This is a genomic window from Pseudomonas sp. RIT288 (genome assembly GCF_000631985.1).
In the GTDB taxonomy this organism is placed as follows: domain Bacteria; phylum Pseudomonadota; class Gammaproteobacteria; order Pseudomonadales; family Pseudomonadaceae; genus Aquipseudomonas.
This window is the reverse complement of record NZ_JFYN01000003.1, coordinates 170,298-192,019: the sequence shown is the minus strand read 5'-3', so window position 1 is coordinate 192,019 and position 21,722 is coordinate 170,298. Positions and strand designations below refer to the sequence as shown.

Genomic DNA, 21,722 nt, shown 5'->3' with positions numbered 1-21,722 from the left:
GCGATCACCGCACAATCAATGACCGGACGCTGCCGGGCCTGCTTTTGCGGCAAACGGCGGCTTCGCCAGCCACACAATCAGAATCAGCCCCATGAAGCCCCAGCCCAGCAGCGTGAAGTAATCCACGGTGGAGAGCATGTACGCCTGGCTGGTGAGGATCTGATCCATCTGCGCGTACGCCGATTGGCTCGCGCCGCCTAAATGGTTCAAGGTCTCGCGAGTCGCCGGTTCGAAGGTACTGATGCTTTCGCTCATATACGCATGATGCTGATCGGCGCGGCGGATCCAGATCCATGTGGTCAACGATGCTGCAAAGCTGCCGCCCAAGGTGCGCAGGAAAGTCGCCAGGCCTGCGCCATCGGCGATCTGGCTTGGTGGCAGGTCGGACATCAGGATGCTCAGGGTCGGCATGAAGAACAGCGCCACGCCGATCCCCATGAACAACTGCACCAGGGCGATGTGCTGGAAGTCCACCTCGTTGGTGAACTCGGCGCGCATGAAGCAGCTCAGGCCAATCGCGAGGAACGCCAGACCGGCCAGCAGGCGCAGGTCGAACTTGTTCGCGTACTTGCCGACAAACGGCGACAGCAGCACCGGCAGGATGCCGATTGGCGCCACCGCCAGACCGGCCCAGGTCGCGGTGTAACCCATCTGCGTCTGCAGCCACTGCGGCAGGATCAGGTTGATGCCGAAGAACCCGGCGTAACCCAGCACCAGCACCAGCGTACCGATGCGGAAGTTGCGGTAGGCGAACAGACGCAGATTGACCACCGGATGCTGATCAGTCATTTCCCAGATGACGAACACCGCCAGCGCGATCACCGAAATCGCCGCGCCGATGATGATGAAGTTCGATTCGAACCAGTCCAGGTCATTGCCCTTGTCGAGGATCACCTGCAACGCGCCGACGCCGATGATCAACGTGATCAGACCGACGTAGTCCATCGGCTGCCGGCTGGTCTCCACCGGGCGCTTGGCCAGTTGTGAGCGCACCACCATCACCGCAAAGATGCCGATCGGCACGTTGATGAAGAAGATCCACGGCCAGCTGTAGCTGTCGGTAATCCAGCCACCGAGAATGGGACCTGCAATCGGCGCGACCACCGTGACCATCGCCAGCAACGCCAAGGCCATGCCACGTCTCGCGGGGGGATACACGGCAATCAACAGCGTCTGCGTCATCGGGTACAGCGGCCCGGCCACCAGGCCTTGCAGCACGCGAAAGCCGATCAGTTCCGGCATCGACGTGGAGATACCGCAGAGGAACGAGGCCAGCACGAACAGGATGGTCGCCCACAAAAACAGCTTAACCTCGCCGAAACGCCGACTGAGCCAACCGGTCAGCGGCAGCGCGATGGCGTTGCTCACGGCAAACGAGGTGATCACCCAGGTGCCCTGCTCCGAACTCACGCCGAGGTTGCCGGAAATGGTCGGCAGCGCCACGTTGGCGATGGTGGTGTCGAGCACTTGCATGAACGTCGCCAGCGACAGGCCGATGGTGCTGAGCAACAGGCTGGGCGGCGTGAAAGAGGCGTTATTGCTCATTGTGAATCCTTTGGAATCTAATGGACACCGCAGTCCTGTAGGAGTGAGCCTGCTCGCGATAGCGGTGTGTCAGACCGAAATTTCTTGACTGATCCACCGCTATCGCGAGCAGGCTCACTCCTACAAGGTCCGTGCAGGTCAGCGTTGCGCGGTCTTGCTCACCGCAGCGCTGTTGTCGTGGATCAGCTGCGCAATCATCGCGTCGGCTTCAGCCAGTTGGCGGTCGTAGACGTTGGTGCTGAACGAAGCCTTTTGCGGTGGTTGCTGAGCCAGCACCGGGCCGCTCTGGTCGTGCAGGTTCACTTCAACGTTGGTCGACAGACCGACCCGCAGCGGGTGCTTGGTCAGCTCTTCGGCGTTGATGTGAATCCGCACCGGCACACGCTGCACGATCTTGATCCAGTTACCGGTGGCGTTCTGCGCCGGCAACAGGGCGAACGCGCTGCCAGTGCCGGCGCCGAGGCTGTCGACGGTGCCGCTGTATTTCACGTCGCTGCCGTAGATGTCGGACTCGATGTCCACCGGCTGGCCGATGCGCATGTCACGCAGCTGGGTTTCCTTGAAGTTGGCGTCGATCCACAATTGATCCAGCGGAATCACCGCCATCAGCGCAGTGCCCGGCTGCACGCGCTGACCGAGTTGCACGGTGCGTTTGGCGACGTAACCGGTGACTGGCGCAATCAGGGTGCTACGGGCGTTGGTCAGGTAGGCCTGACGCAGATCGGCAGCGGCGGACATCACGTCCGGGTGCGACGAAACCACGGTGTCATCGACCAGTGCGCTGGTGGTTTTCAGTTGCTGCTTGGCGTTGGCCAAGGCGTTTTGCGCCGAGGTCAGGTCGTCACGAGCGTGGGACAGTTCTTCCTGGGAAATCGCCCCGCCAGCAGCGAGGTTTTTCCGGCGGTTATAGTTGTCCTGAGCCTTCTGCACTTCGGCCTGTTGCGCGTTGACCTGGGCTTTCATTCCATCGACGTTGCTGTAGAGGCCGCGCACCTGACGCACGGTGCGCGCGAGTTTTGCCTGAGCACTTTGCAGGCCGACTTCAGCGTCGTTGGGGTCGAAGTTGATCAGCACCTGACCTTCGTGAACCAGATCACCGTCGTCGGCGCCGATGCTGACCACGGTGCCGGTCACCAGCGGCGTGATTTCTACGACGTTGCCGTTGACGTAGGCGTCGTCGGTGCTTTCGTTGAAGCGCCCGATGAATTCGTGATACGCCCACACGCCAGCACAGGCGAGGAGCACGATAACGGCCAATACCAGCAGCATGACTTTGCGCTTGCGCGGATTGCCGGTGTCGGGGGTGTTGGCTTGAGCTTGAGTGTTTTCGGCAGTGGCCATGACAAATACCTGAATTAGTTGTGCGACGTGGCTGGGGTGGCGTTGGCTGCGGTCAGGGTTTCACCCTGAAAGCCGCCGCCCAGCGCTTGCATCAGTTGAATCGACAGGTCGATCTGCTCGGCATTGAGGGTGGCCAGCTGACGCTGGGCCTGGAGCAATTGTTGCTCGATGCTGAGCACGTCCAGGTAGTTGCCGATGCCGGAACCGTAACGCTGGACGACGGTGTTGTAAGAATCCTGAGCAATCTCGGTGGCGTGTTGCTGCGCGCCGATCTGCCGGCCGATGTCACGCAACTGGTTGATCGTGTCGCTGACATCGCCCAGTGCTTTCACCAGGCTTTTGTTGTACTGCGCCACCGCCAGATCGTAATCGGCGTCGCGCGCATCGAGGTTGGCGCGCAGACGCCCGCCGTCGAAGATCGGTACCGAAATGGTCGGGGCGATGTTGAAGAAACGACTGGCCGAACCGAACATCGCGTCACCCAACAAGGATTCCGCACCGGCCGAAGCCGTGAGGTTCAAGTTCGGATAGAACCGGGTTTTCGCCGAGTCGATGTCTTTGCTCGCCGCCTCTACACGCCAGCGCGCAGCGACCAGATCCGGACGCCGACCGAGCAGTTCCGCCGGCAATACCGACGGCACCGCCACGGCGCTGGCTTGCAAGACTTTCGGCCGAGCAATTTCGTTGCCGCGATCCGGGCCTTTGCCGAGCAGCACAGCCAAGGCGATCTTGGCGCTGTTCAAGCGTTTTTCCGCGTCGATCAGGCTGGCTTCGGAACTGGCTTCCAGACTCTGGGTTTGCTGGAACTGGTACTGGCTGTCGATCCCGGCACCCAGGCGGCGCTGACTCAGCTCGAGCATCTGCCTGGTGCGCTTGAGGTCTTCGTTGGCCAGGTCATAAACGATGTGCGCCTGCCCCAGATCGCTGTAGGCGCGGGCCACATCGGCAGCCAGAGTCAATTGCGCTGCCTGACGATCGACTTCGGCAGCGCGAGCCTGACCGAGTGCAGCCTCCCACGCATCACGCTGGCCGCCCCACAAGTCGAAGTTGTAATTGAAACCGGCGCTGACGTTTCGCACCGTGGCGTAAGCATCGCCCTGCCCTCGCGGGTCCTGATCCTTGGCCAGCCGCGAACGGCTGATGCCGGCGCTGGCGTCGAGGGTCGGATAGCGCTCGGCATCGGCGGCATACGCGGCGGCGCTGGCTTGATGCGCGCGGGCTTCAGCGATCTGCATGTCCGGGCTGTCGTGCAACGCTTCGCGGATCAGACCGTCGAGTTGCGGATCGCCAAGGCTGGTCCACCAGTCGCTTTTTGGCCACGCGGCCGGCGACAGATTCACGCCGTTGAGCGACTGGCCGACTTTCAGGCTTTTCGCGTCGAGATTTTTGCCCTGAGTGTCGAGGCCACTGTAGTTGGCGCAGCCGGCGAGGATCATCGCCGACAGCACCAGGGTGAGGCTGCTGCGCAAGGTTTTACCGCTCATTGTGTTCACCTAACCGCTGGATAGTGATCGGGTCACCGGCTGCCAGCAGGATTTTCTTGAGGATGTATTCCAGGGTCTTCAGCTCTTCGCGTGAGATCGCGCCGGCCAGTTCATTCATCGCATCGGCACCGATGTATGGCAGGCGATCGGCCAATTGCTGGCCCTGCTCTGTGAGCTTGAGCTGCACCTGACGGCGATCACCTTCGCTGCGTTGGCGAGCCAGGAAACCTTTCTGCTCCAGACGATCGAGCATGCGTGTCATCGAACCGCTGTCCAGCGACAGATGCCGGCACAACTCGGCCGGGGTGTCGACGCCGAACTGGGCCATGATGATCAACACCTTGAACTGCGCGGCGGTGATGCCGTGGGGTTCCATATGGGTGTCGATGATCCGGTCCTTGAGCAGCGCGGCACGGCCGAGCAACAGGCCGAGATGGCAGTGTTTGAATTCGTCCGGGGTGAAATGCTTCATGTGCTCACCTAATAACTGCCTAGGCAGTGAATGTATGTCGAGATGTTACTGCCTAGGCAGCGAATGTCAACGTAATAGTTAGGTTGCTTTGTAATTAGTTGACCAGTGGACTGGGTTTTTGTGTTGCATGGAAAAACACCATCGCGAGCAGGCTCACTCCTACAAGGGATCTCCTGCGACCACAGACTTCGCGTCGATCAGCAATCCGATGTAGGAGTGAGCCTGCTCGCGATGGCAGCAACTCGGTTTAGAGCCGATCAGACTTCATCGGAAGGACGGGCAGCCGCCGGCGGCTGGAGGGGATGCACTTCGCGCCCGCGCAAGGCCATCAGCGCATAACCGCAGGCGCGTCGGGCCACCGCATACATGCTGTGCCAGCCCGGCGGCGCCGGCTCGATGGCGGCATGCAACGCCCGTGCATAGTCGAGCACCAGACCGGGCGTCCAGGCCATCACTTCGGCGCGTTTACGCACCTGAGCCGCCACCCAGAACTCGGGGCTGAGGATCACTCGGGCGAAGTCAAGCATGCTCGAATGCCCCCGATTCATCGCCCCTTCAAGGGCTGCTTCGAGGCTATGGGCGACAGCACTCGAGCAGTTGCGGCTGGTGAGGTTGTACGTGCTGTTCTGTCGATACTCAGCCCAGAACGCCTGCAGTCGCCGGGCGTCGTAGTGGGCAAAACTGACCTGAACCGAAGACGGGCACCAGTCCGCCACCTCCCCCGTATAGTCAGGCAGAAACCGCCCGGCGACATCGTTGTTCGGCGTCGCCCGCAGCAAGCGCACGAAATCCCCCGCCGAACGATCGATGTCGTCCAGCGGGTAATGGCTGATGTATATGTCAGGGCCGCATTCCAGCGCCGCGTGGCCGGCCGAGATCACGCCGTTGATGTCGACCGCGGCGATATAGCGGTTGAGCAGACGGTTGCGCACCAGAGTGTCATCGACGGTGCCGCTGGGGGTCCAGACATGAATGACCAATGCGTCGCTGCTGGCCGGCGCACCGAGCGCAACAGGGCTTGTCAGCGGCGGCAGGTGCCTGAAGCGCACGGCTTGGCGCAACAACGCGCAACCCGAGAGAAAAATGCTCATGCCGATGCAGAACGGCACCGTGCCCTTGTACAGCGTCGGATACGGTTCAAGGATGAACAGGCCAAAGCCGATTTCGAACAATCCGGTCAGCAGCGACAGTTGCCAACCGACAAAGCGCACCACCACCGCGGCTGCCAGCCGGAAGCCGCCATCAAGCAGAAACGCCACACCAAACAGCAGCGCCAGAATCAGGCTGGCCGCATGCTGCCGGTCGACGATCAACAGTCCGAGCAGCAGGAACGCCAGACCGCGCGCCTTGCGCAAAGCGGCGGCGGTTCCGGTCTGCGGTGCCGGCACCAGCAGAATGATCAGCGCCTCGAGCAACAACAGATAGCCGAACACATGCAGCGGAAAATACAGCACGCCGTCCAGCGCATCGATGAAGATCGCGCCCCCGGCCGCGCCCCAGACAATGCCGGTCAGCGCCAGCGCGGTCCAACGCTTGCGGACAAAGTCATTACCGAGCAGGACCATACTCAAGCGGACCATAGGCGCAACCGGCAAGGTTTTGAGGGTTCGATGAGTCTAATACATCCTGGAAAAACCGGATCGCAGCGTCACGACCCGGTTATTGGCCACGTCTTCAGAAATCGCGCTTATAGAAGATATCCAGCGAACTGGCGACACCGCTGGCCGCCTCGACATAAACCTTCTTGCTCAGCTTGTAACGCAGCGCGATGGTGTTGGCTGGTTCGAACACGCCGACGCCATAACGCAGGCTGAGTTTCTCGGAGATATTGCCGCTGGCGACCACGCTGGTGGTGTTGCCGCTGCCCTGGGTGTCGAGCTGGAAGTCCTGAATCCCCAGGTCTTTGGCCAGGCCGCTGGTAACCCCGGAACTGCCCATCAAGCCCAGACCCAAGGCTGCTTGCGCGAGCATGTTGTTGTCTTCGCCGTTGGTGCTCAGCGGACGCCCGAGCACCAGATACGACAACGCCTGCTCCTGACTCATGGCCGGTTCGGAGAAGATTTGCGTGGTCGGTTGCTCGGCGCTGCCGCTCAGGCGGATACCGGCGATCACGTCGTCGGTCTGGCGAATCGCTTCGATGTCCAGATACGGCTGATCGATCGGGCCGGCAAACAGCAGACGCGCACGACGCACGTTCAGGCGCTGGCCGTAGGCGCGGTAACGGCCGTCGTTGAGCCAGAGCTCGCCACGGGTGTCCATGTTGTCGCCGATGTGCACGTGACCTTGCAGGTTGGCGGTCAGGCCGAAACCGGCGAAGCTCAGTTTGTCTTCGCCGACCGCCACGTCGATGTCCATTTTCATGGCCATCGGTGGTTTGCCCTCTTCGGTCTGCGCGCCAACGATGATCGTGTCGTCGGAAACCTTTACCGTCGATGGCGGCAGTTCACGCACGGTGATTTCGCCTCGCGGCACCAGCACCTTGCCGGCAATTTTCAGCTCATCGCCGGCCATGGAAATTTTCAGGTCCGGCGCCACTTCGAGCTTGGCGTACGGCTCGACGGTAACCGGCAATTGCGTGCCCTTGAGCGCCAGATCGACTATCAGCGCCTGCCCCCACGCGACGTTGCCATTGAGGCTGCCCTGGCCGGTCTTGCCGCTGTTCCAGCCGCCGTCCAGACGCACCGATTCACCGGCAATCACCGCCTGCAGTTGCAGGTCTTTGAGTTCCATCGGCAGCTCGGCGCCGGAGACTTCGCCGTCACTGAGCTTCACCGTGCCGTTGACCAGCGGCGCCAGCAGTGCGCCGGAAATCGTGCCGCTGCCGTTGAGGCGCCCGGTGAGTTTCTCGACCATCGGCACAAATGGCCGCGCCACCGACAGATCCAGTCCGGAGAGACGGAACGAGCCGCTCAGCGGTTTGTTTTTCGGCAGCGGATTGAGCTGTGCCTGCACCATCAGTTCGCCGAGTTTGCCGCCGACGAAGTTGAGGTCTGTGTCGATGCGCTTGGGTGTGAGTTTGCTGGTGAGCTTCAGGGTCTGGTACGGGAAGTCCAGCCACTGATCCTTTTCCTTCATGCGCAAAGTGCCGCCGCTGGCGTCGATGCTGACTACGCCGTTCGGGCCACTGGCCGGCAGATCCAGTTGCAGGTCGGCGTTGAGTTTGCCCTGCCAGGCGAAGTCTTTCGGTAGCCATTGTGCGAGGCTTTCGATCGGGAACTGCTTGAGGTGGTAGCGCAGTTTCGGCTCGGGCAGCAGCCGCTGATCTTCACCGCACAGGCTGGCATTGCCGGACATCCAGCAGTGCGCGCCGAAGTTGATCTTGCCGTCAGCGAGGCGTTCGAGTTTGGCCGGGTTCTGCAGTTTCCAGTCCTGGCCGCCGGCCTGAATATCGCCGCTGGCCAGACGGCCGCGCCAGTTGCCCTTGTCCAGATTGCCGTCCAGGCCGAGGGCCAGTTTCAGCTTCGGCCCGAGCAGGTCGAGGTTGAGTTTCTGGCTCTTGATGTCGCCCTGCGCGCTGGCGGTCAATACGCCGAGGTTGGTGTCGCCGGCCTGAATGCCGCTGCCCTTGAGGTCGATCTTCGCTCGTTGCGCACTGTCGAGCGTGGCATCGAGGTTGATGCTTTGCAGACGATTATCCTGGAAGGCCAGTTGCGAACCTTGCAGGCCGAGTTTGCCTTGCGGCGCTTTCAGCGTGCCGGCCACGTTGAACTGCCCCGTGACCTGCCCGCGCAGCTGCGGCCAGAGTTGGGCCAGACGCGTCAGTTTGATGTCGATCTGGCCGGTGAGTTTCTGTTGCAGGCTGCCCTTGCCGCTGATGCTGTTGTCACCGAGGCGGATTTGCAGGGCGTTGAGGTTCCATTGCTCGCCGGCACCATCAGCCTTGGCCTGGAGAATCGCCGGTTGGCCGCGCAGCTTGCCTTTGAGGTCGAGGTCAGCCGTCAGGCTCAGGCGTTCGTTCTTCATTTCGCCTTTGCTGCGCAACAGCCCGGCCAGGGTGCCCGGCAACTCCGCAACCCAGTACGCCGGGTTGAGCGCAGAGAGATCCAGCGCGGTGTCCCAGGCGATGCCATCGGCGAACTGCACATTGACATGCCCTTCAGCCTTGCCCTGCCCGGCTTGCATCTTCAGTTGCGGCAAGGCGATCTGCTTCAGGCTGCCGCTGAACGGACTGCTCAGGCTGAACGCCCCCGCCGGGCCATCGAGGTCGGCGGCGAAGTTACCGAGGTACTGACCGTCGGTGTAGGAGACTTCGCCAGTGAAGGTGCGCAACGCGACTTGCGGCTCGTCGATTTCGTTATAGAGCCGATGCCACGGAAAGTCCTGCCAGTTGATGTTGGCCTGAGCCGTGAGGCCCTTGCTCCAGTCAACGCTGCCGGTGAGTTTCAGGCTTTGCTTGTCATTGGCACTCAGGTCGAGGCCGGCGATCTGCGCGCCGCTGGCATCGACCTTGCCTTTGAGCAGCAACGCCACCGGGCCTTTATCGGCAGGCAGCGTGGCATTGCCGTTTAACTGGTAACCGTTTTTCAGGTCACCTTCGCCGGTCAAGACCAGTTGATTGAGTTGCAGGGTGTCCGGCAGATCGGCGCTGGGTTTGAACGCCTCGGAGGTGATGCGCACCTTGGCCGGCAGATTTTCCGCCAGCGGTTGCAGCTCGCCGCTCAACTGGCCGTCGAGGTAACCGTGGCTGTCGGCATGCAGGTTGAGGGTTTTCAGCAGATCGCCGTCGACTTTCAACGCCAGTGTCCAGGGGCCTGCGCCTGGGGACGGCAGGCTCAGGTCACCGGCGATATTCAGCGGCCAGTTGCCAGTCGGTTGCAGCAGGCCGGAGAGGTTCAGGCTGAGGTCGTCGCGCTGCAATTTCACGCTGTCAATTTGCAGCCCTTGGGCAGTCCAGTGCGCCGCCAGCTGCAAGCCCTTGAGTTGCTCGCTGCCGTTGAACAGCAAGCTGCCGACCTGCACGTCACCGAGTTCGATGGCCACCGGCAGTTGCAGATCCGGCAGTTTGATCGGGCCGCTGTCGGTGGTTTCCTCACTCGGCGGAAATTGCAGGATCACCTGATCAGCCTTGAGCTGCTCGATGCACAGCGTCATGCGCGTCAGGCACAGCGGCGACCAGGCGAAGATCGGCCGGTTCAGCTCGACCCGGCTGCTGTCCTGCTGCCACAGCAGATGATCGGCGCTCCATTGACCGCCGAGACGGCCCTGGAAATTCTCCACACTCAAACCCGGTACCAGGCCCAGCGCCCAACGGCTGCCGGCCTGCGTGCCGAGTACGGCTGCGATGCTCAATACCACCAGCAGCACCAGCGCCAACAACGCCAGTGCCGCTATTTTCAAACCACGCTTCACAGCTCAGGCCCCATGGAAAAGTGCAGGCGGATGCCGCCGTCGTCGTCCAGCGCGTGGGCCAGGTCGAGGCGGATCGGCCCCACCGGCGAGACCCAGCGCACACCGATACCGACCCCGGTCTTGAGGTTCGGCAGTTCGAGTTTGTTGAAAGAGTTGCCCTGATCGACGAAGGTCGCGATCCGCCATTTCTCGGCAATCGAATACTGGTACTCGACGCTGCCGGCGATCATGTAGCGCCCGCCGATGCGGTCGCCATCGGAGTTTTCCGGGGACAGACTCTGGTAGTCGTAACCGCGCACGCTCTGATCGCCACCGGCGAAGAAACGCAGTGACGGCGGTACCGAGTTGTAACCATTGGTGGCGCTGCCGCCGACCTGCACCCGGCCGAGGAAGCGGTGGTTGTCGAACACCGTGGTCAGGCCTTTGATCAACGCCGTGCCATATAAAAGGTTGTTGTCCGAACCGAGGCCTTCCTTCGCCACTTTGCTTTCAAAGGTCAGGCGATAGCCGTTGTGCGGGTCGATGCGGTTGTCGCTTTTCAGGTACGAGTAACTGATGCCGGGCATCAACAAGGTGCTGAGGCCGGAGTCGTCGCCGAGTTCATATTCTTCACGCTGCCATTTCAGCGAGATCACTCGCTGCCAGCCGCTGGGCAACTTGCTGTGCCATTCCGGGCCGAAAGTCAGCAGCTTGCTGAGGGTGTCGGAGCCGTCGATGTTTTCATATTGATAACCACCGGCCCAACGCAGTTTGTCGGTCAGCGGCGGGTCGAGCGGGATGTCATAGAACAGCCCGACGTTCTGCCGTGGCGCCGACAGTTCGGCCTCCCAACCGTAGCTGTCGCCCTGCGGGTTGACCCAGTGACGGGTCCAGTTGGCCTTGATCCGTGGGCCGACGTCGGTCGAATAACCGAGGCCCAGGCCCATGGTGCGTGGTTTGCGCGTGTCGAGTTTGACGTCGACCGGGATCACATCGTTTTTCGCCGCCGTCGGCGCCGCATCGACGCGCACGCCTTCGAAATAGCCGCTCGATTGCAGGTCGCGGTTGAGTTCGGCGATCAGCTCGGAGTCATACGGATCGCCGGCCTTGAACGGCACCATGCGTTGCAGCAGGTCTTCGTCGAACGGCGTATCGCCCTCGAAACTGACTTTGCCCAGCGCATAACGCGGGCCGCTTTCGTAAATCAATTCGACATCGGCCACCCCGGCACGCGGGTCGACCAGGAGCTTCTGGCTGGTGAAATGGCCACTGAAAAAACCGAAGCGCGAGGCCTGGTTCTGGATCAGGCGTTTGGCATCTTCATAACGCCCATGGTTGAGCACCGCGCCGGACTTGAGCATGTCGCTGCTCGGCACACGAAAGGATTTGAGGGAGGCGGCAGGGCCATCGACGCGGATGGTCACATTGCGCAGACGAATCGGCTCGCCGGGATCGATGTTCAGCACCAGGCGCGGCTTGTCGCCGCCCTTCACATCACTGTCGATCTGCGGCTGGTAATAACCCAAGGCTTGCGCGGCTTTGCGCGCCTGCTCCTCGGCCCCGCGACTGAAGCGCAGCAAGGCTTCTTCATCACGATCGCCGAGGCTGCCGATATAGCCTTCTATATTGGCCTTGAGTTCGTCGTTGGACGGTTTGATCCGCACGTCCAATTCACTTTGCGCCAGCGCCGCGCAGCTGGTTAACAGCATGAGCACGCCACTGGTAAATCTTCCTGGAAACTTCATAGGCGCGGATGCTATCACGGGCTTGGGAGCGTGATAGAACAGGAAATTTCCGAAAAAGTTCTATGGCTAAGCCGTTGCAGTTTGTAACACCTGCGGATTGGCGTGGAAAAACACGTGCTCACGCACCGGGCCGACGGCCACTTCGCCGATTTCTTCATAGCCCTGGCGTTTATAGAATTCCAGGTAACGCGGGTTGCCGGTGTCGAGCACCACGCCTTGCGAGGTTTCGTCCACCGCGCACCAGTTGTGCACGGCGGTCAGCAACTGCTCGCCGAAGTGCTTGCCCTGAAACTGCGGATGAATCCCCAGCAGCGGCAGCATGTGCACCGAATCGCTGGGCACACAGGCGGCCACCGCATCGTGGTATTCCAGATAGCGCCGAGTGCAGCGGAATCCGGTGCTGAGCACCATGCGCAGGCGCCATGCCCAACTCTCGGTGATGCCCAGGCGGCGCTGCGGCGGCGCGATCAGGGCGATGCCGATCAGGCGGTCATTGACCAACAGACCGATGGCCGGCTGATCCTGCAGAAAATGCTGTTTGACCAGCTCGCGCACCGTGGCCCGCACGCGCTGCTCGTAGCCCGGCCGCTCGGCCTCGAACAGGTAACCGAAGGTCGGCTCGTGGCGATAGGCCTGATACAGCAGCGATCGGGCTTCGCGCGAATAACCGCGGTCGAGCATGTGGATGTCGGCGATGGCGGTCTGGGTTTCAGGCATGACGGTGATTCTCCCCCGGGGCGCGGCTCAAATGACTGCGCTCTTGATGGTACGAACCTTTTGCGGGTGGCGCAGTTCCCCACAGGTATAGACCAACTGGGGATCTTCATCGACTGGGCGGCCGCCATCGCGAGCAGGCTCACTCCTACAGGGGGTACGCATTCCAATTGTGGGAGCGAGCCTGCTCGCGATGGCGTCAGCTCGGGCACCACACATCCCACAGATGAAAATGATTTCTCCCACCCCACACTGGCCCCCATCCCACATGTCAGCTAGCATCGCCCTTTTGCCAGGACTGCCGACCATGAAGATTGTTTCCTTCAACATCAACGGACTGCGCGCTCGTCCGCATCAGCTGGCAGCGCTGATCGAAAAGCACCAGCCGGACGTGATCGGCCTGCAGGAAACCAAGGTCCACGACGACCAGTTCCCGCTGGAAGAAGTGCGTGCGCTGGGCTATCACGTTTATTTCCACGGCCAGAAAGGCCATTACGGCGTCGCGCTGCTGTCGCGCAAAGAGCCGATTGCGATCCACAAAGGTTTCGCCAGCGATGAAGAAGACGCACAGCGCCGCTTTATCTGGGGCACCTTCGCCGACGCCAATGGCGTGCCGGTGACCATCATGAACGGCTACTTCCCGCAGGGCGAAAGCCGCGACCATCCGACCAAGTTTCCGGCCAAGCAACGCTTTTACAGCGACCTGCAAACCCTGCTGGAAAGCCAGTTCCACAACGAGCAGCCGCTGGTGGTGATGGGCGATGTGAACATTTCCCCGGAAGACTGCGACATCGGCATTGGCCCGGACAACATGAAGCGCTGGCTGAAAACCGGCAAATGCAGCTTCCTGCCGGAAGAACGCGAATGGATGGCCCGCCTGAAAAACTGGGGCCTGACCGACAGCTACCGCCACCTGAACCCGGACGTGACCGACATGTTCAGTTGGTTCGACTATCGCAGCCGCGGGTTTGAAGACGAACCGAAGCGCGGGCTGCGCATCGACGTGATCCTCGCCTCCCATGGCTTGCTGCCGCGGGTGAAGGATGCGGGCGTGGACTATGAACTGCGCGGCATGGAAAAGCCGTCGGATCATGCGCCGATCTGGCTTGAACTGAGCTGATATACGTCAAGATCAGAAGATCGTCCGAACGCGGCCCGAACCTGCCGCAGCTCCTACATTGGAACGCGTTTTCCTGTAGGAGCTGCCACAGGTTCGGGCCGCGTTCGGACGATCTTTTGATCTGTCATGTTTTGGTCATGCGCCTGACTTAATCTCCCCGGCAATCCCCTTGGCTTGATTCGGTGCCGGCATGACCCTGCGTGTTCTGTTCGCTTTTCTGTCGAGTGCATGGCTGACGGCCGGTGCCGCCACCCTGCCCATCCCCGAACACGGCCCGGCATTGCGCATTCAGGGTTCCAACACCATTGGCGCCGATCTCGGCCCGGCGCTGGTCGAAGGTTTTCTGCAGGATCAGGGTCTGCTGAAAATTCACCGCGAAAACCCCGATACCGCCAACGAACAACACATCGTCGGCCAGACCGCCCAAGGCAAACGGGTGGTGATTGAAGTCGCCGCCCACGGTTCCAGCACCGGGTTCACCGCGCTGAAAAGCGCCAGTGCCGACCTCGCCGCTTCTTCCCGCCCGATCAAGGACAGCGAACTGCTCAGCCTGCAAGCGCTGGGCGACCTGAAAAGCGCCGCCGCCGAGCAGGTGATTGCCATCGACGGCCTGGCGATCATCCTTCACCCCGGCAACCCACTGCAGCAACTGGACACCGAGCAACTGGCGCGGATCTTCAGCGGTGAGGTGAAAACCTGGGAAGACCTCGGCGGTCGCGGCGGCGCGATTCATTTATATGCGCGGGATGATCAGTCCGGCACTTACGACACGTTCAAGGAATTGGTGTTGGGTCGGCGTGGGAAAAGTCTGAGTTCCAGTGCGAAACGCTTCGAATCCAGCGAGCAATTGTCCGACGCGGTGAGCAGTGATCCGCAGGGTATCGGTTTCATCGGTCTGCCGTATGTGCGCCAGGCCAAAGCCGTGGCCATCGCCGACGGCGCATCGCAATCGATGTTGCCGCTCAACAGCCTGATTGCCACTGAGGACTATCCGCTGTCCCGGCGCCTGTTCTTTTATCTGCCGCCCAGCAACCAGAATCCGTGGGCATCGGCATTGGTGGCGTTTGCGCAAAGCCCACAGGGCCAGAAGATTGTCGCGGCCAACGGCTTCATCAGCCAGACCGTGAATGCAATGACCGTCATCCCGAATGCGCTGATGCCCGAGGGTTATCAATCCCTCAGCCGCCACGCCCAGCGTCTGACAGTGAACTTCCGCTTTGAGGAAGGCAGCGCCAGTCTCGACAACAAGGCACGGCAGGATCTGGCGCGGGTGCTCGACTATATACAGCGCCACGACAAGACCGAGCGCGCGGTGACGCTGGTGGGGTTTGGCGACGAGAAAGACGATCCGGCACGCGCTGACCTGCTGTCGAAACTGCGGGCGATGGCGGTGCGTCGCGAGCTGGTGAAGAACGGCGTGGTGCTGCGCGAGGTGCGCGGGTTTGGCGCGTTGATGCCGGTGGCGACGAACAGCGCGGATGAAGGCAGGATCAAGAATCGGCGGGTTGAGGTTTGGGTGTATTGAATCTGATGCAGGTGTGCTGGATGCATGGGCCCTTTCGCGAGCAGGCTCGCTCCCACTTTTGATCGCATTCTTCCATTTGGTATGCGGTTTAATGTGGGAGCGAGCCTGCTCGCGAAGCCGGCGACGCGGTCTTAATGACCGTTACGCAACATCTCCTTCGGCACGTACTTGCCGATCTCGAACTTGCCGATCGCCGCGCGGTGCACTTCGTCCGGGCCGTCGGCCAGGCGCAGGGTGCGCTGCATGGCGTACATGTAGGCCAGCGGGAAATCGTTGGAAACCCCGGCCCCGCCGTGGATCTGGATCGCCCGGTCGATCACCCGCAGGGCCACGTTCGGTGCGACAACCTTGATCTGCGCGATCTCGCTCTTCGCCACTTTGTTGCCGACGGTGTCCATCATGTACGCCGCTTTCAGGGTCAGCAGGCGCGCCATGTCGATTTCCATCCGCGAGTCGGCAATCTTGTCGACGTTGCCGCCCAGACGCGCCAGCGGTTTGCCGAACGCGGTGCGGCTCACCGAACGCTTGCACATCAATTCCAGTGCGCGTTCAGCCATGCCGATCGAACGCATGCAGTGGTGAATCCGCCCCGGGCCAAGGCGACCCTGAGCGATTTCGAAGCCGCGGCCTTCACCGAGCAGGACGTTTTCGTACGGCACGCGCACGTTGTCGAACAGCACTTCGGCGTGGCCGTGCGGTGCATCGTCGTAGCCGAACACCGGCAGCGGACGAACGATTTTCACCCCGGGGGTGTCGACCGGCACCAGGATCATCGAGTGCTGCGCATGGCGCGGCGCGTCGGGATTGCTCAGGCCCATGAAGATCAGGATCTTGCAGCGCGGATCGCAGGCGCCGGAGGTCCACCACTTCTTGCCGTTGATCACCCACTCGTCGCCATCACGCACGGCGCGGGCGGCCATGTTGGTGGCGTCGGACGAGGCCACGTCCGGCTCGGTCATGGCGAACGCCGAACGGATCTCGCCGCGCAGCAGCGGTTCGAGCCAGCGCTGTTTCTGCTCTTCATTGGCGTAGCGCACCAGCACTTCCATGTTGCCGGTGTCCGGTGCCGAGCAGTTGAACGGCTCCGGCCCCAGCAGCGAGCGGCCCATGATTTCTGCCAGCGGTGCGTATTCAAGGTTGGTCAGCCCGGCGCCGAGTTCCGACTCAGGCAGGAACAGATTCCACAGGCCTTCGGCCTTGGCCTTGGCTTTGAGCTCTTCCATGATCGCGGTCGGCTGCCAGCGATCGCCCTCGGCAACCTGGCGTTCGAACACGGCTTCGGCCGGGTAAACGTAAGTGTCCATGAACGCGGTCACGCGCTCACGCAGTTCCTGCACCTTGGGCGAATAAGCGAAATCCATGAGCAATTACCTTCTTTGGGCAGAGGTTGTTCAGATCATGCAATCGATGCTAGAACAGCGCGGATAATTTACCTAGCCTATTCTCGGCGTGTATAAACATTCATCACCGATATATGATCCGCTGATCGTCAGCCCACAGAACAAGAGAAGCCGCGTAATGAATCTGAGTAAGGTCGACCTCAACCTTTTCATCGTCTTCGACGCGATCTACACCGAAGCCAACCTGACCCGCGCCGGGCAGATTGTCGGAATTACCCAACCGGCGGTGTCCAACGCGCTGGCGCGGTTGCGCGAGACCTTCAACGATCCACTGTTCGTGCGCACCGCCCAAGGCATGGTGCCAACACCGATGGCACAGAACATCATCGGCCCGGTACGCAACGCGCTGTCGCTGCTGCGGGTGTCGGTGCAGGAGAGCCGGATTTTCAACCCGGCGCAGGCGGCGAAGACTTACCGCATCAGTATGACCGACCTCACTGAGGCAGTGATTCTGCCGCCGCTGTTCCAGCGTTTGCGGCGTCTGGCGCCGACGGTGATCATCGAGAGTTTCCTGTCCAAACGCCGCGAGACCACCAAGGAACTGGCGGCCGGGCGTCTGGATTTCGCCGTCGATGCGCCGCTCAACACTGACCCGCAGGTGCGTCACGTCAAGCTGATGGAAGACCGTTACGTCTGTGCAATGCGCAAGGGTCATCCGCTGGCGGGCAAGGAAAAGCTCAGCCTCGACGATTACCTGTCGCTGACTCACATCCATATCTCCAGCCGCCGCAGCGGTCTGGGCTATGTGGATCTGGCGCTGGGCAAAATGGGCATTCAGCGCAAGATCGCCCTGCGCTCGCAGCATTATCTGATGGCGTCGCAGGTCATGCAGCAGACCGACATGGTGATGACAGTGCCCGAGCGGTTTGCCCGGCGTAATGACTTGCATGCGTTCAACCTGCCGGTCAACGACGTGCCGCCACTGGAGACTCACCTGTATTGGCATGAGAGCACCGACCAGGACCCGGCCAATCGCTGGATGCGCGAGCAGATCATCGAGTTGTGCCAGCAGGTGACGGCGCAGGAGAAGAAGCTCGACAAGGTGTAAGTCTTTGCACCGAATCGCTGGCATCGCGAGCAGGCTCACTCCTACATACGACCGCGTTTCAATTGTAGGCGTGAGCCTGCTCGCGATGAGGCCCACAAGAACACCGCAGATCATCTTGCTTGACGTAAACGTCAACTCGCCATTAGCTTAGCGCCAAGACCTTTTTCCGAGCGCTTTCATGAGCAGCCAGACCTACAGCATTTCCGACCTCGCCCGCGAGCTGGACATCACCACCCGGGCGATCCGCTTTTATGAAGAACAAGGCCTGCTCAGCCCTGAGCGCCGTGGCCAGGAACGCATCTACTCGCCGCGCGACAAGGTCAGCCTGAAGCTGATCCTGCGCGGCAAGCGCATCGGTTTCTCGCTGGCCGAATGCCGGGAGTTGATCGAGCTCTACGACCCGTCCAGCGGTAACACCAAACAGCTCAACAGCATGCTGGCAAAAATCAGCGAGCGCCGCGCACAACTTGAGCAGCAGTTACTCGACATCGAACAGATGAAGCTGGAACTCGACACCGCTGAAGAGCGCTGCGTGCAGGCGTTGGAGCAGACGCTGAAGAGCCAGCAGGCGAGCTAGCAAACAACACAAATCCCTTGTAGGAGTGAGCCTGCTCGCGATAGCGGTGTGTGAGTCGAGCAAATATTGTCTGACTCACCGCTATCGCGAGCAGGCTCATCCCTGCAGGGGATCTCCTCGAATCCAGAAGAGCAGGTCAATCCCATGTCCCTCCCCTCCCAAGTACGCCTGATCGAAGTCGGCCCGCGCGATGGCTTGCAGAACGAAGCCCAACCGATCAGCGTGGCTGACAAGGTGCAACTGGTCGACGCCCTGAGCGCCGCCGGCCTTGGCTATATCGAAGTCGGCAGTTTCGTCTCGCCGAAATGGGTGCCGCAGATGGCCGGTTCCGCCGAAGTGTTCGCGCAGATCCAGCGCAAACCCGGCGTGACCTACGGCGCACTGGCGCCGAACCTGCGCGGCTTTGAAGACGCGCTGGCTGCCGGTGTGAAAGAAGTGGCGGTGTTCGCCGCCGCGTCCGAGGCGTTCTCGCAGCGCAACATCAATTGCTCGATCAGCGAAAGCCTGGCGCGCTTCGCACCGATCATGGAAGCGGCGAAACAGCATGGCGTTACCGTGCGCGGTTACGTGTCCTGCGTGCTCGGCTGCCCTTATGAAGGCAAGGTCGCGCCGGAACAAGTGGCGATGGTCGCGCGCGAGTTGTATGCGATGGGCTGCTACGAAGTGTCCCTCGGCGACACCATCGGCACCGGCACCGCCGGCGCGACCCGGCGGTTGTTCGAAGTGGTGTCGGCGCAGGTGCCACGGGAAAAACTCGCGGGGCACTTCCACGACACCTACGGCCAGGCGATGGCCAACATCTATGCCAGCCTGCTGGAAGGCATCGCGGTGTTCGACAGCTCTATCGCCGGCCTCGGCGGCTGCCCGTACGCCAAAGGCGCGAGCGGTAACGTCGCCACCGAAGACGTGGTGTACCTGCTCAATGGTCTGGGTATCGAGACCGGTATCGACCTGGACGCCCTGATTGCAGCGGGTCAGCAGATCAGCGCGGTGCTCGGTCGCCCGAGCGGTTCGCGTGTGGCCAAGGCCCGTAACGCCCAGTAAGAGCGAAGGTGTTACCGCTGCGTCGGAAACGTGGGCGTAGACGAGTAACACGGAAACAAATTGTCTGGTTTGCCCTGAAGGAAAAATCCTTCAAAAATCTCAAGCCATTGATTTAAAAGGATTTTAAAAAGTTGGCATGGCTTCTGCTATCTCTATGGCATAACAAGAATAAAAAGCAGCAAACCAATAAAAATAAGACGTACCGACTCTGACATAACAAAAACAACACGGCAGAGACGCAGCTAACAGATTTTTTTGGAGAAGGTGTGCTTTTCAGGGTGCTCTCAGGAGTGACCCGCAACCGGGCAGAGAACAATAAAACTACCTTCAGGTAGCTCCCGAATCGGTTGGATCGTTTAACGAGAAAGCAGATCAGCGCTCAAAAAAATACGTTTGCTCTTGACCCCGGATGGGGGTCGCCAAAAACAGCGGTAAAGGGCCACGGTTGCCAAAAACAACAACAGACCGCCCCTCAATAATAAAAAAGAGCACGCGACGACAAAATTAAAGGGGAGCTTCGGCTCCCCTTTGTGCTTTCTGTGATTCCCGAATTCCCCGCCGCCCCCTTGTAGGAGTGAGCCTGCTCGCGATAGCGGTGTGTCAGTCGATGCAAATATTGACTGATACACCGCTATCGCGAGCAGGCTCACTCCTACATTTGAACGTCGTCAGGCCTGCTTTTCGCGGAGCTCCTCGATACTGATTTCACGCATCCGGAATTTCTGGATCTTGCCCGTCACCGTCATCGGAAATTCTTCGACGAACTTGAAATGACGCGGCGTCTTGAAGTGGGCAATGCGCTCCTTGCACCACGCTTGCAGCGCTTGTTCGGTGACACTGTGACCGGGATGGAATTTGATCCAGGCGACGATTTCTTCGCCGTAACGCGAACACGGAATGCCGATCACCTGCACGTCCGCCACCGCCGGGTGGGTGAAGAAAAACTCTTCCAGCTCACGCGGGTAAATGTTCTCGCCGCCGCGGATGATCATGTCCTTGTTACGTCCGGCGATGTTCACGTAACCCTCATCGTTCATGCTCGCCAGATCGCCGGTGTGCATCCAGCCCGCCTCGTCGATGGCTTCGGCCGTGGCTTGCGGGTTGCTCCAGTAACCGAGCATCACGCTGTAACCACGGGTGCACAGTTCACCGATGGTGCCGCGCGGCACCAGGTTGCCCGCCTCGTCGATGATCTTGCTTTCCAGTTGCGGCTGGGTGCGACCGACGGTGGTCACGCGCAGTTCCAGCTCATCGTTTGGCCCGGTTTGCAACGACACCGGACTGGTTTCGGTCATGCCATAGGCTATTTGCACTTCGCTCATGTGCATCTCACTGATGACCCGGCGCATCACCTCGATCGGGCACGTGGCGCCGGCCATGATCCCGGTGCGCAGGCTCGACAGATCGAATTCGCCCCGCCGCGGTTGATCGAGCATGGCGATGAACATGGTCGGCACGCCGTACAGGCCGGTGGCTTGTTCTTCGGCGACGGTTTGCAGGGTCAGTAACGGATCGAACGCGTCGTTGGGATAAATCATCGTGCTGGCGTGGGTGATGCAGCCGAGGTTACCCATGACCATGCCGAAGCAGTGGTACAGCGGCACCGGGATCACCAGGCGGTCGCTCGGGGTCAGGCCGATGCTTTCGCCGACCATGTAACCGTTGTTGAGGATGTTGTAGTGACTGAGGGTCGCGCCTTTGGGGAAACCGGTGGTGCCGGAGGTGTACTGGATGTTCACCGGTTGATCGAAGTGCAGGCTTTCGCTGCGTTCACACAATTGTTCGGGCGAAACACTGCTCGCCAGATCGGCCAGTTGCGACCACGGCAGGAAACCCGACGGCGGCTGTGCGTCGAGGCTGATCACCCCCCGCAAATCCGGCAGACGTTCGCTGCGCAACGGGCCGATGGATTGCTCGGAGAGCTCCGGCACCAGCCCTTGCAGCATGGCGTGGTAGTTGGAGGATTTGAACGCCCCGGCGCAGACCAGCCACTGGCAACCGGACTGCTTGAGCACGTATTCCAGTTCGGAACTGCGGTAGGCCGGGTTGATGTTGACCAGGATCACGCCGAGCTTCGCCGTGGCGATTTGCGTGATGCACCACTGCGCACAGTTCGGTGCCCAGATACCGAGCCGATCCCCTGCCTGCAAACCCAGCGCCAGCAAGGCTCTGGCGTGCAGATCGACGCTATCGGCCAGTTGCCGCCAGGTGTAACGCAACTGCTGATGCCTCACGACCAGCGCTTCACCGTCCGGGTATTGCGCCACCGTCTGATCGAACTTCTGCCCGATGGTCATCGCCAGCAAGGCTTTGTCCTGGGAGCCTCGGGTGTAGCTGCGCTGCGGGTTTGCACTGGGTTGATCCATGACGACCCCTATT

At 61.0% G+C, this 21,722-nt stretch carries 15 protein-coding genes; 5 read left to right on the top strand and 10 right to left on the bottom strand.

Annotated features, from left to right (window positions below; all coding sequences use genetic code 11):
- Positions 1 to 15: 15 nt before the first annotated feature.
- The 8 genes from BW33_RS05450 to BW33_RS05415 all read right to left on the bottom strand — a co-directional run bounded on the left by BW33_RS05450 (position 16) and on the right by BW33_RS05415 (position 12,632).
- Positions 16 to 1,545, bottom strand: coding sequence for a DHA2 family efflux MFS transporter permease subunit (locus BW33_RS05450; RefSeq protein ID WP_047597558.1), 1,530 nt, complete (start codon positions 1,543 to 1,545; stop codon positions 16 to 18).
- Positions 1,546 to 1,683: 138 nt separating this feature from the next.
- Positions 1,684 to 2,886 carry an HlyD family secretion protein gene (locus BW33_RS05445; protein ID WP_047597556.1) on the bottom strand — a complete coding sequence of 401 codons (1,203 nt, stop codon included), beginning with the start codon at positions 2,884 to 2,886 and terminating at the stop codon, positions 1,684 to 1,686.
- A 14-nt stretch (positions 2,887 to 2,900) separates the two neighbouring features.
- Positions 2,901 to 4,370, bottom strand: a complete 1,470-nt coding sequence (locus BW33_RS05440; protein ID WP_047597553.1) for an efflux transporter outer membrane subunit — start codon at positions 4,368 to 4,370, stop codon at positions 2,901 to 2,903.
- Complete coding sequence (locus BW33_RS05435) at positions 4,360 to 4,842, bottom strand: MarR family winged helix-turn-helix transcriptional regulator (RefSeq protein ID WP_027614634.1); 483 nt, start codon at positions 4,840 to 4,842, stop codon at positions 4,360 to 4,362. The genes BW33_RS05440 and BW33_RS05435 overlap by 11 nt, the downstream gene beginning before the upstream one ends.
- Positions 4,843 to 5,099: 257 nt before the next feature.
- Positions 5,100 to 6,422 (bottom strand): DUF308 domain-containing protein, encoded by a 1,323-nt coding sequence (locus BW33_RS05430; protein ID WP_047597550.1) that lies wholly within the window; start codon positions 6,420 to 6,422, stop codon positions 5,100 to 5,102.
- Positions 6,423 to 6,516: 94 nt separating this feature from the next.
- Positions 6,517 to 10,191: a translocation/assembly module TamB domain-containing protein gene (locus BW33_RS05425; RefSeq protein ID WP_047597549.1), complete on the bottom strand. Its 3,675-nt coding sequence runs from the start codon at positions 10,189 to 10,191 to the stop codon at positions 6,517 to 6,519.
- Positions 10,188 to 11,915: an autotransporter assembly complex protein TamA gene (locus BW33_RS05420; protein ID WP_047597547.1), complete on the bottom strand. Its 1,728-nt coding sequence runs from the start codon at positions 11,913 to 11,915 to the stop codon at positions 10,188 to 10,190. The genes BW33_RS05425 and BW33_RS05420 overlap by 4 nt, the downstream gene beginning before the upstream one ends.
- Before the next feature lie 66 nt (positions 11,916 to 11,981).
- A complete protein-coding gene (locus BW33_RS05415) occupies positions 11,982 to 12,632 on the bottom strand; it encodes a GNAT family N-acetyltransferase (protein ID WP_007961094.1) in 651 nt (216 codons plus the stop codon).
- 304 nt (positions 12,633 to 12,936) lie between these two features.
- Here BW33_RS05415 and xthA point away from each other — a divergent pair, with 304 nt between their 5' ends.
- Positions 12,937 to 13,749: an exodeoxyribonuclease III gene (gene xthA / locus BW33_RS05405; RefSeq protein WP_027614628.1), complete on the top strand. Its 813-nt coding sequence runs from the start codon at positions 12,937 to 12,939 to the stop codon at positions 13,747 to 13,749.
- A 190-nt stretch (positions 13,750 to 13,939) separates the two neighbouring features.
- Entirely contained in the window at positions 13,940 to 15,274 is a 1,335-nt protein-coding gene (locus BW33_RS05400) for a substrate-binding domain-containing protein (RefSeq protein WP_047597542.1), read from the top strand.
- Positions 15,275 to 15,405: 131 nt separating this feature from the next.
- Here BW33_RS05400 and BW33_RS05395 read toward each other — a convergent pair whose 3' ends face one another.
- Entirely contained in the window at positions 15,406 to 16,635 is a 1,230-nt protein-coding gene (locus tag BW33_RS05395) for an acyl-CoA dehydrogenase (protein ID WP_047597541.1), read from the bottom strand.
- Between the two features lie 157 nt (positions 16,636 to 16,792).
- Here BW33_RS05395 and BW33_RS05390 point away from each other — a divergent pair, with 157 nt between their 5' ends.
- From BW33_RS05390 to BW33_RS05380, 3 genes are all read left to right on the top strand, one after another.
- Positions 16,793 to 17,722, top strand: a complete 930-nt coding sequence (locus tag BW33_RS05390; RefSeq protein WP_047597539.1) for a LysR family transcriptional regulator — start codon at positions 16,793 to 16,795, stop codon at positions 17,720 to 17,722.
- Between the two features lie 178 nt (positions 17,723 to 17,900).
- The gene (locus tag BW33_RS05385; RefSeq protein WP_047597538.1) at positions 17,901 to 18,299 is read left to right on the top strand and encodes a MerR family transcriptional regulator; all 399 of its coding nucleotides are present in this window, start codon (positions 17,901 to 17,903) and stop codon (positions 18,297 to 18,299) included.
- Positions 18,300 to 18,443: 144 nt separating this feature from the next.
- Complete coding sequence (locus BW33_RS05380) at positions 18,444 to 19,343, top strand: hydroxymethylglutaryl-CoA lyase (RefSeq protein WP_047597537.1); 900 nt, start codon at positions 18,444 to 18,446, stop codon at positions 19,341 to 19,343.
- A 668-nt stretch (positions 19,344 to 20,011) separates the two neighbouring features.
- Here BW33_RS05380 and BW33_RS05375 read toward each other — a convergent pair.
- Positions 20,012 to 21,709 carry an AMP-binding protein gene (locus tag BW33_RS05375; RefSeq protein WP_047597534.1) on the bottom strand — a complete coding sequence of 566 codons (1,698 nt, stop codon included), beginning with the start codon at positions 21,707 to 21,709 and terminating at the stop codon, positions 20,012 to 20,014.
- Positions 21,710 to 21,722: the final 13 nt, after the last annotated feature.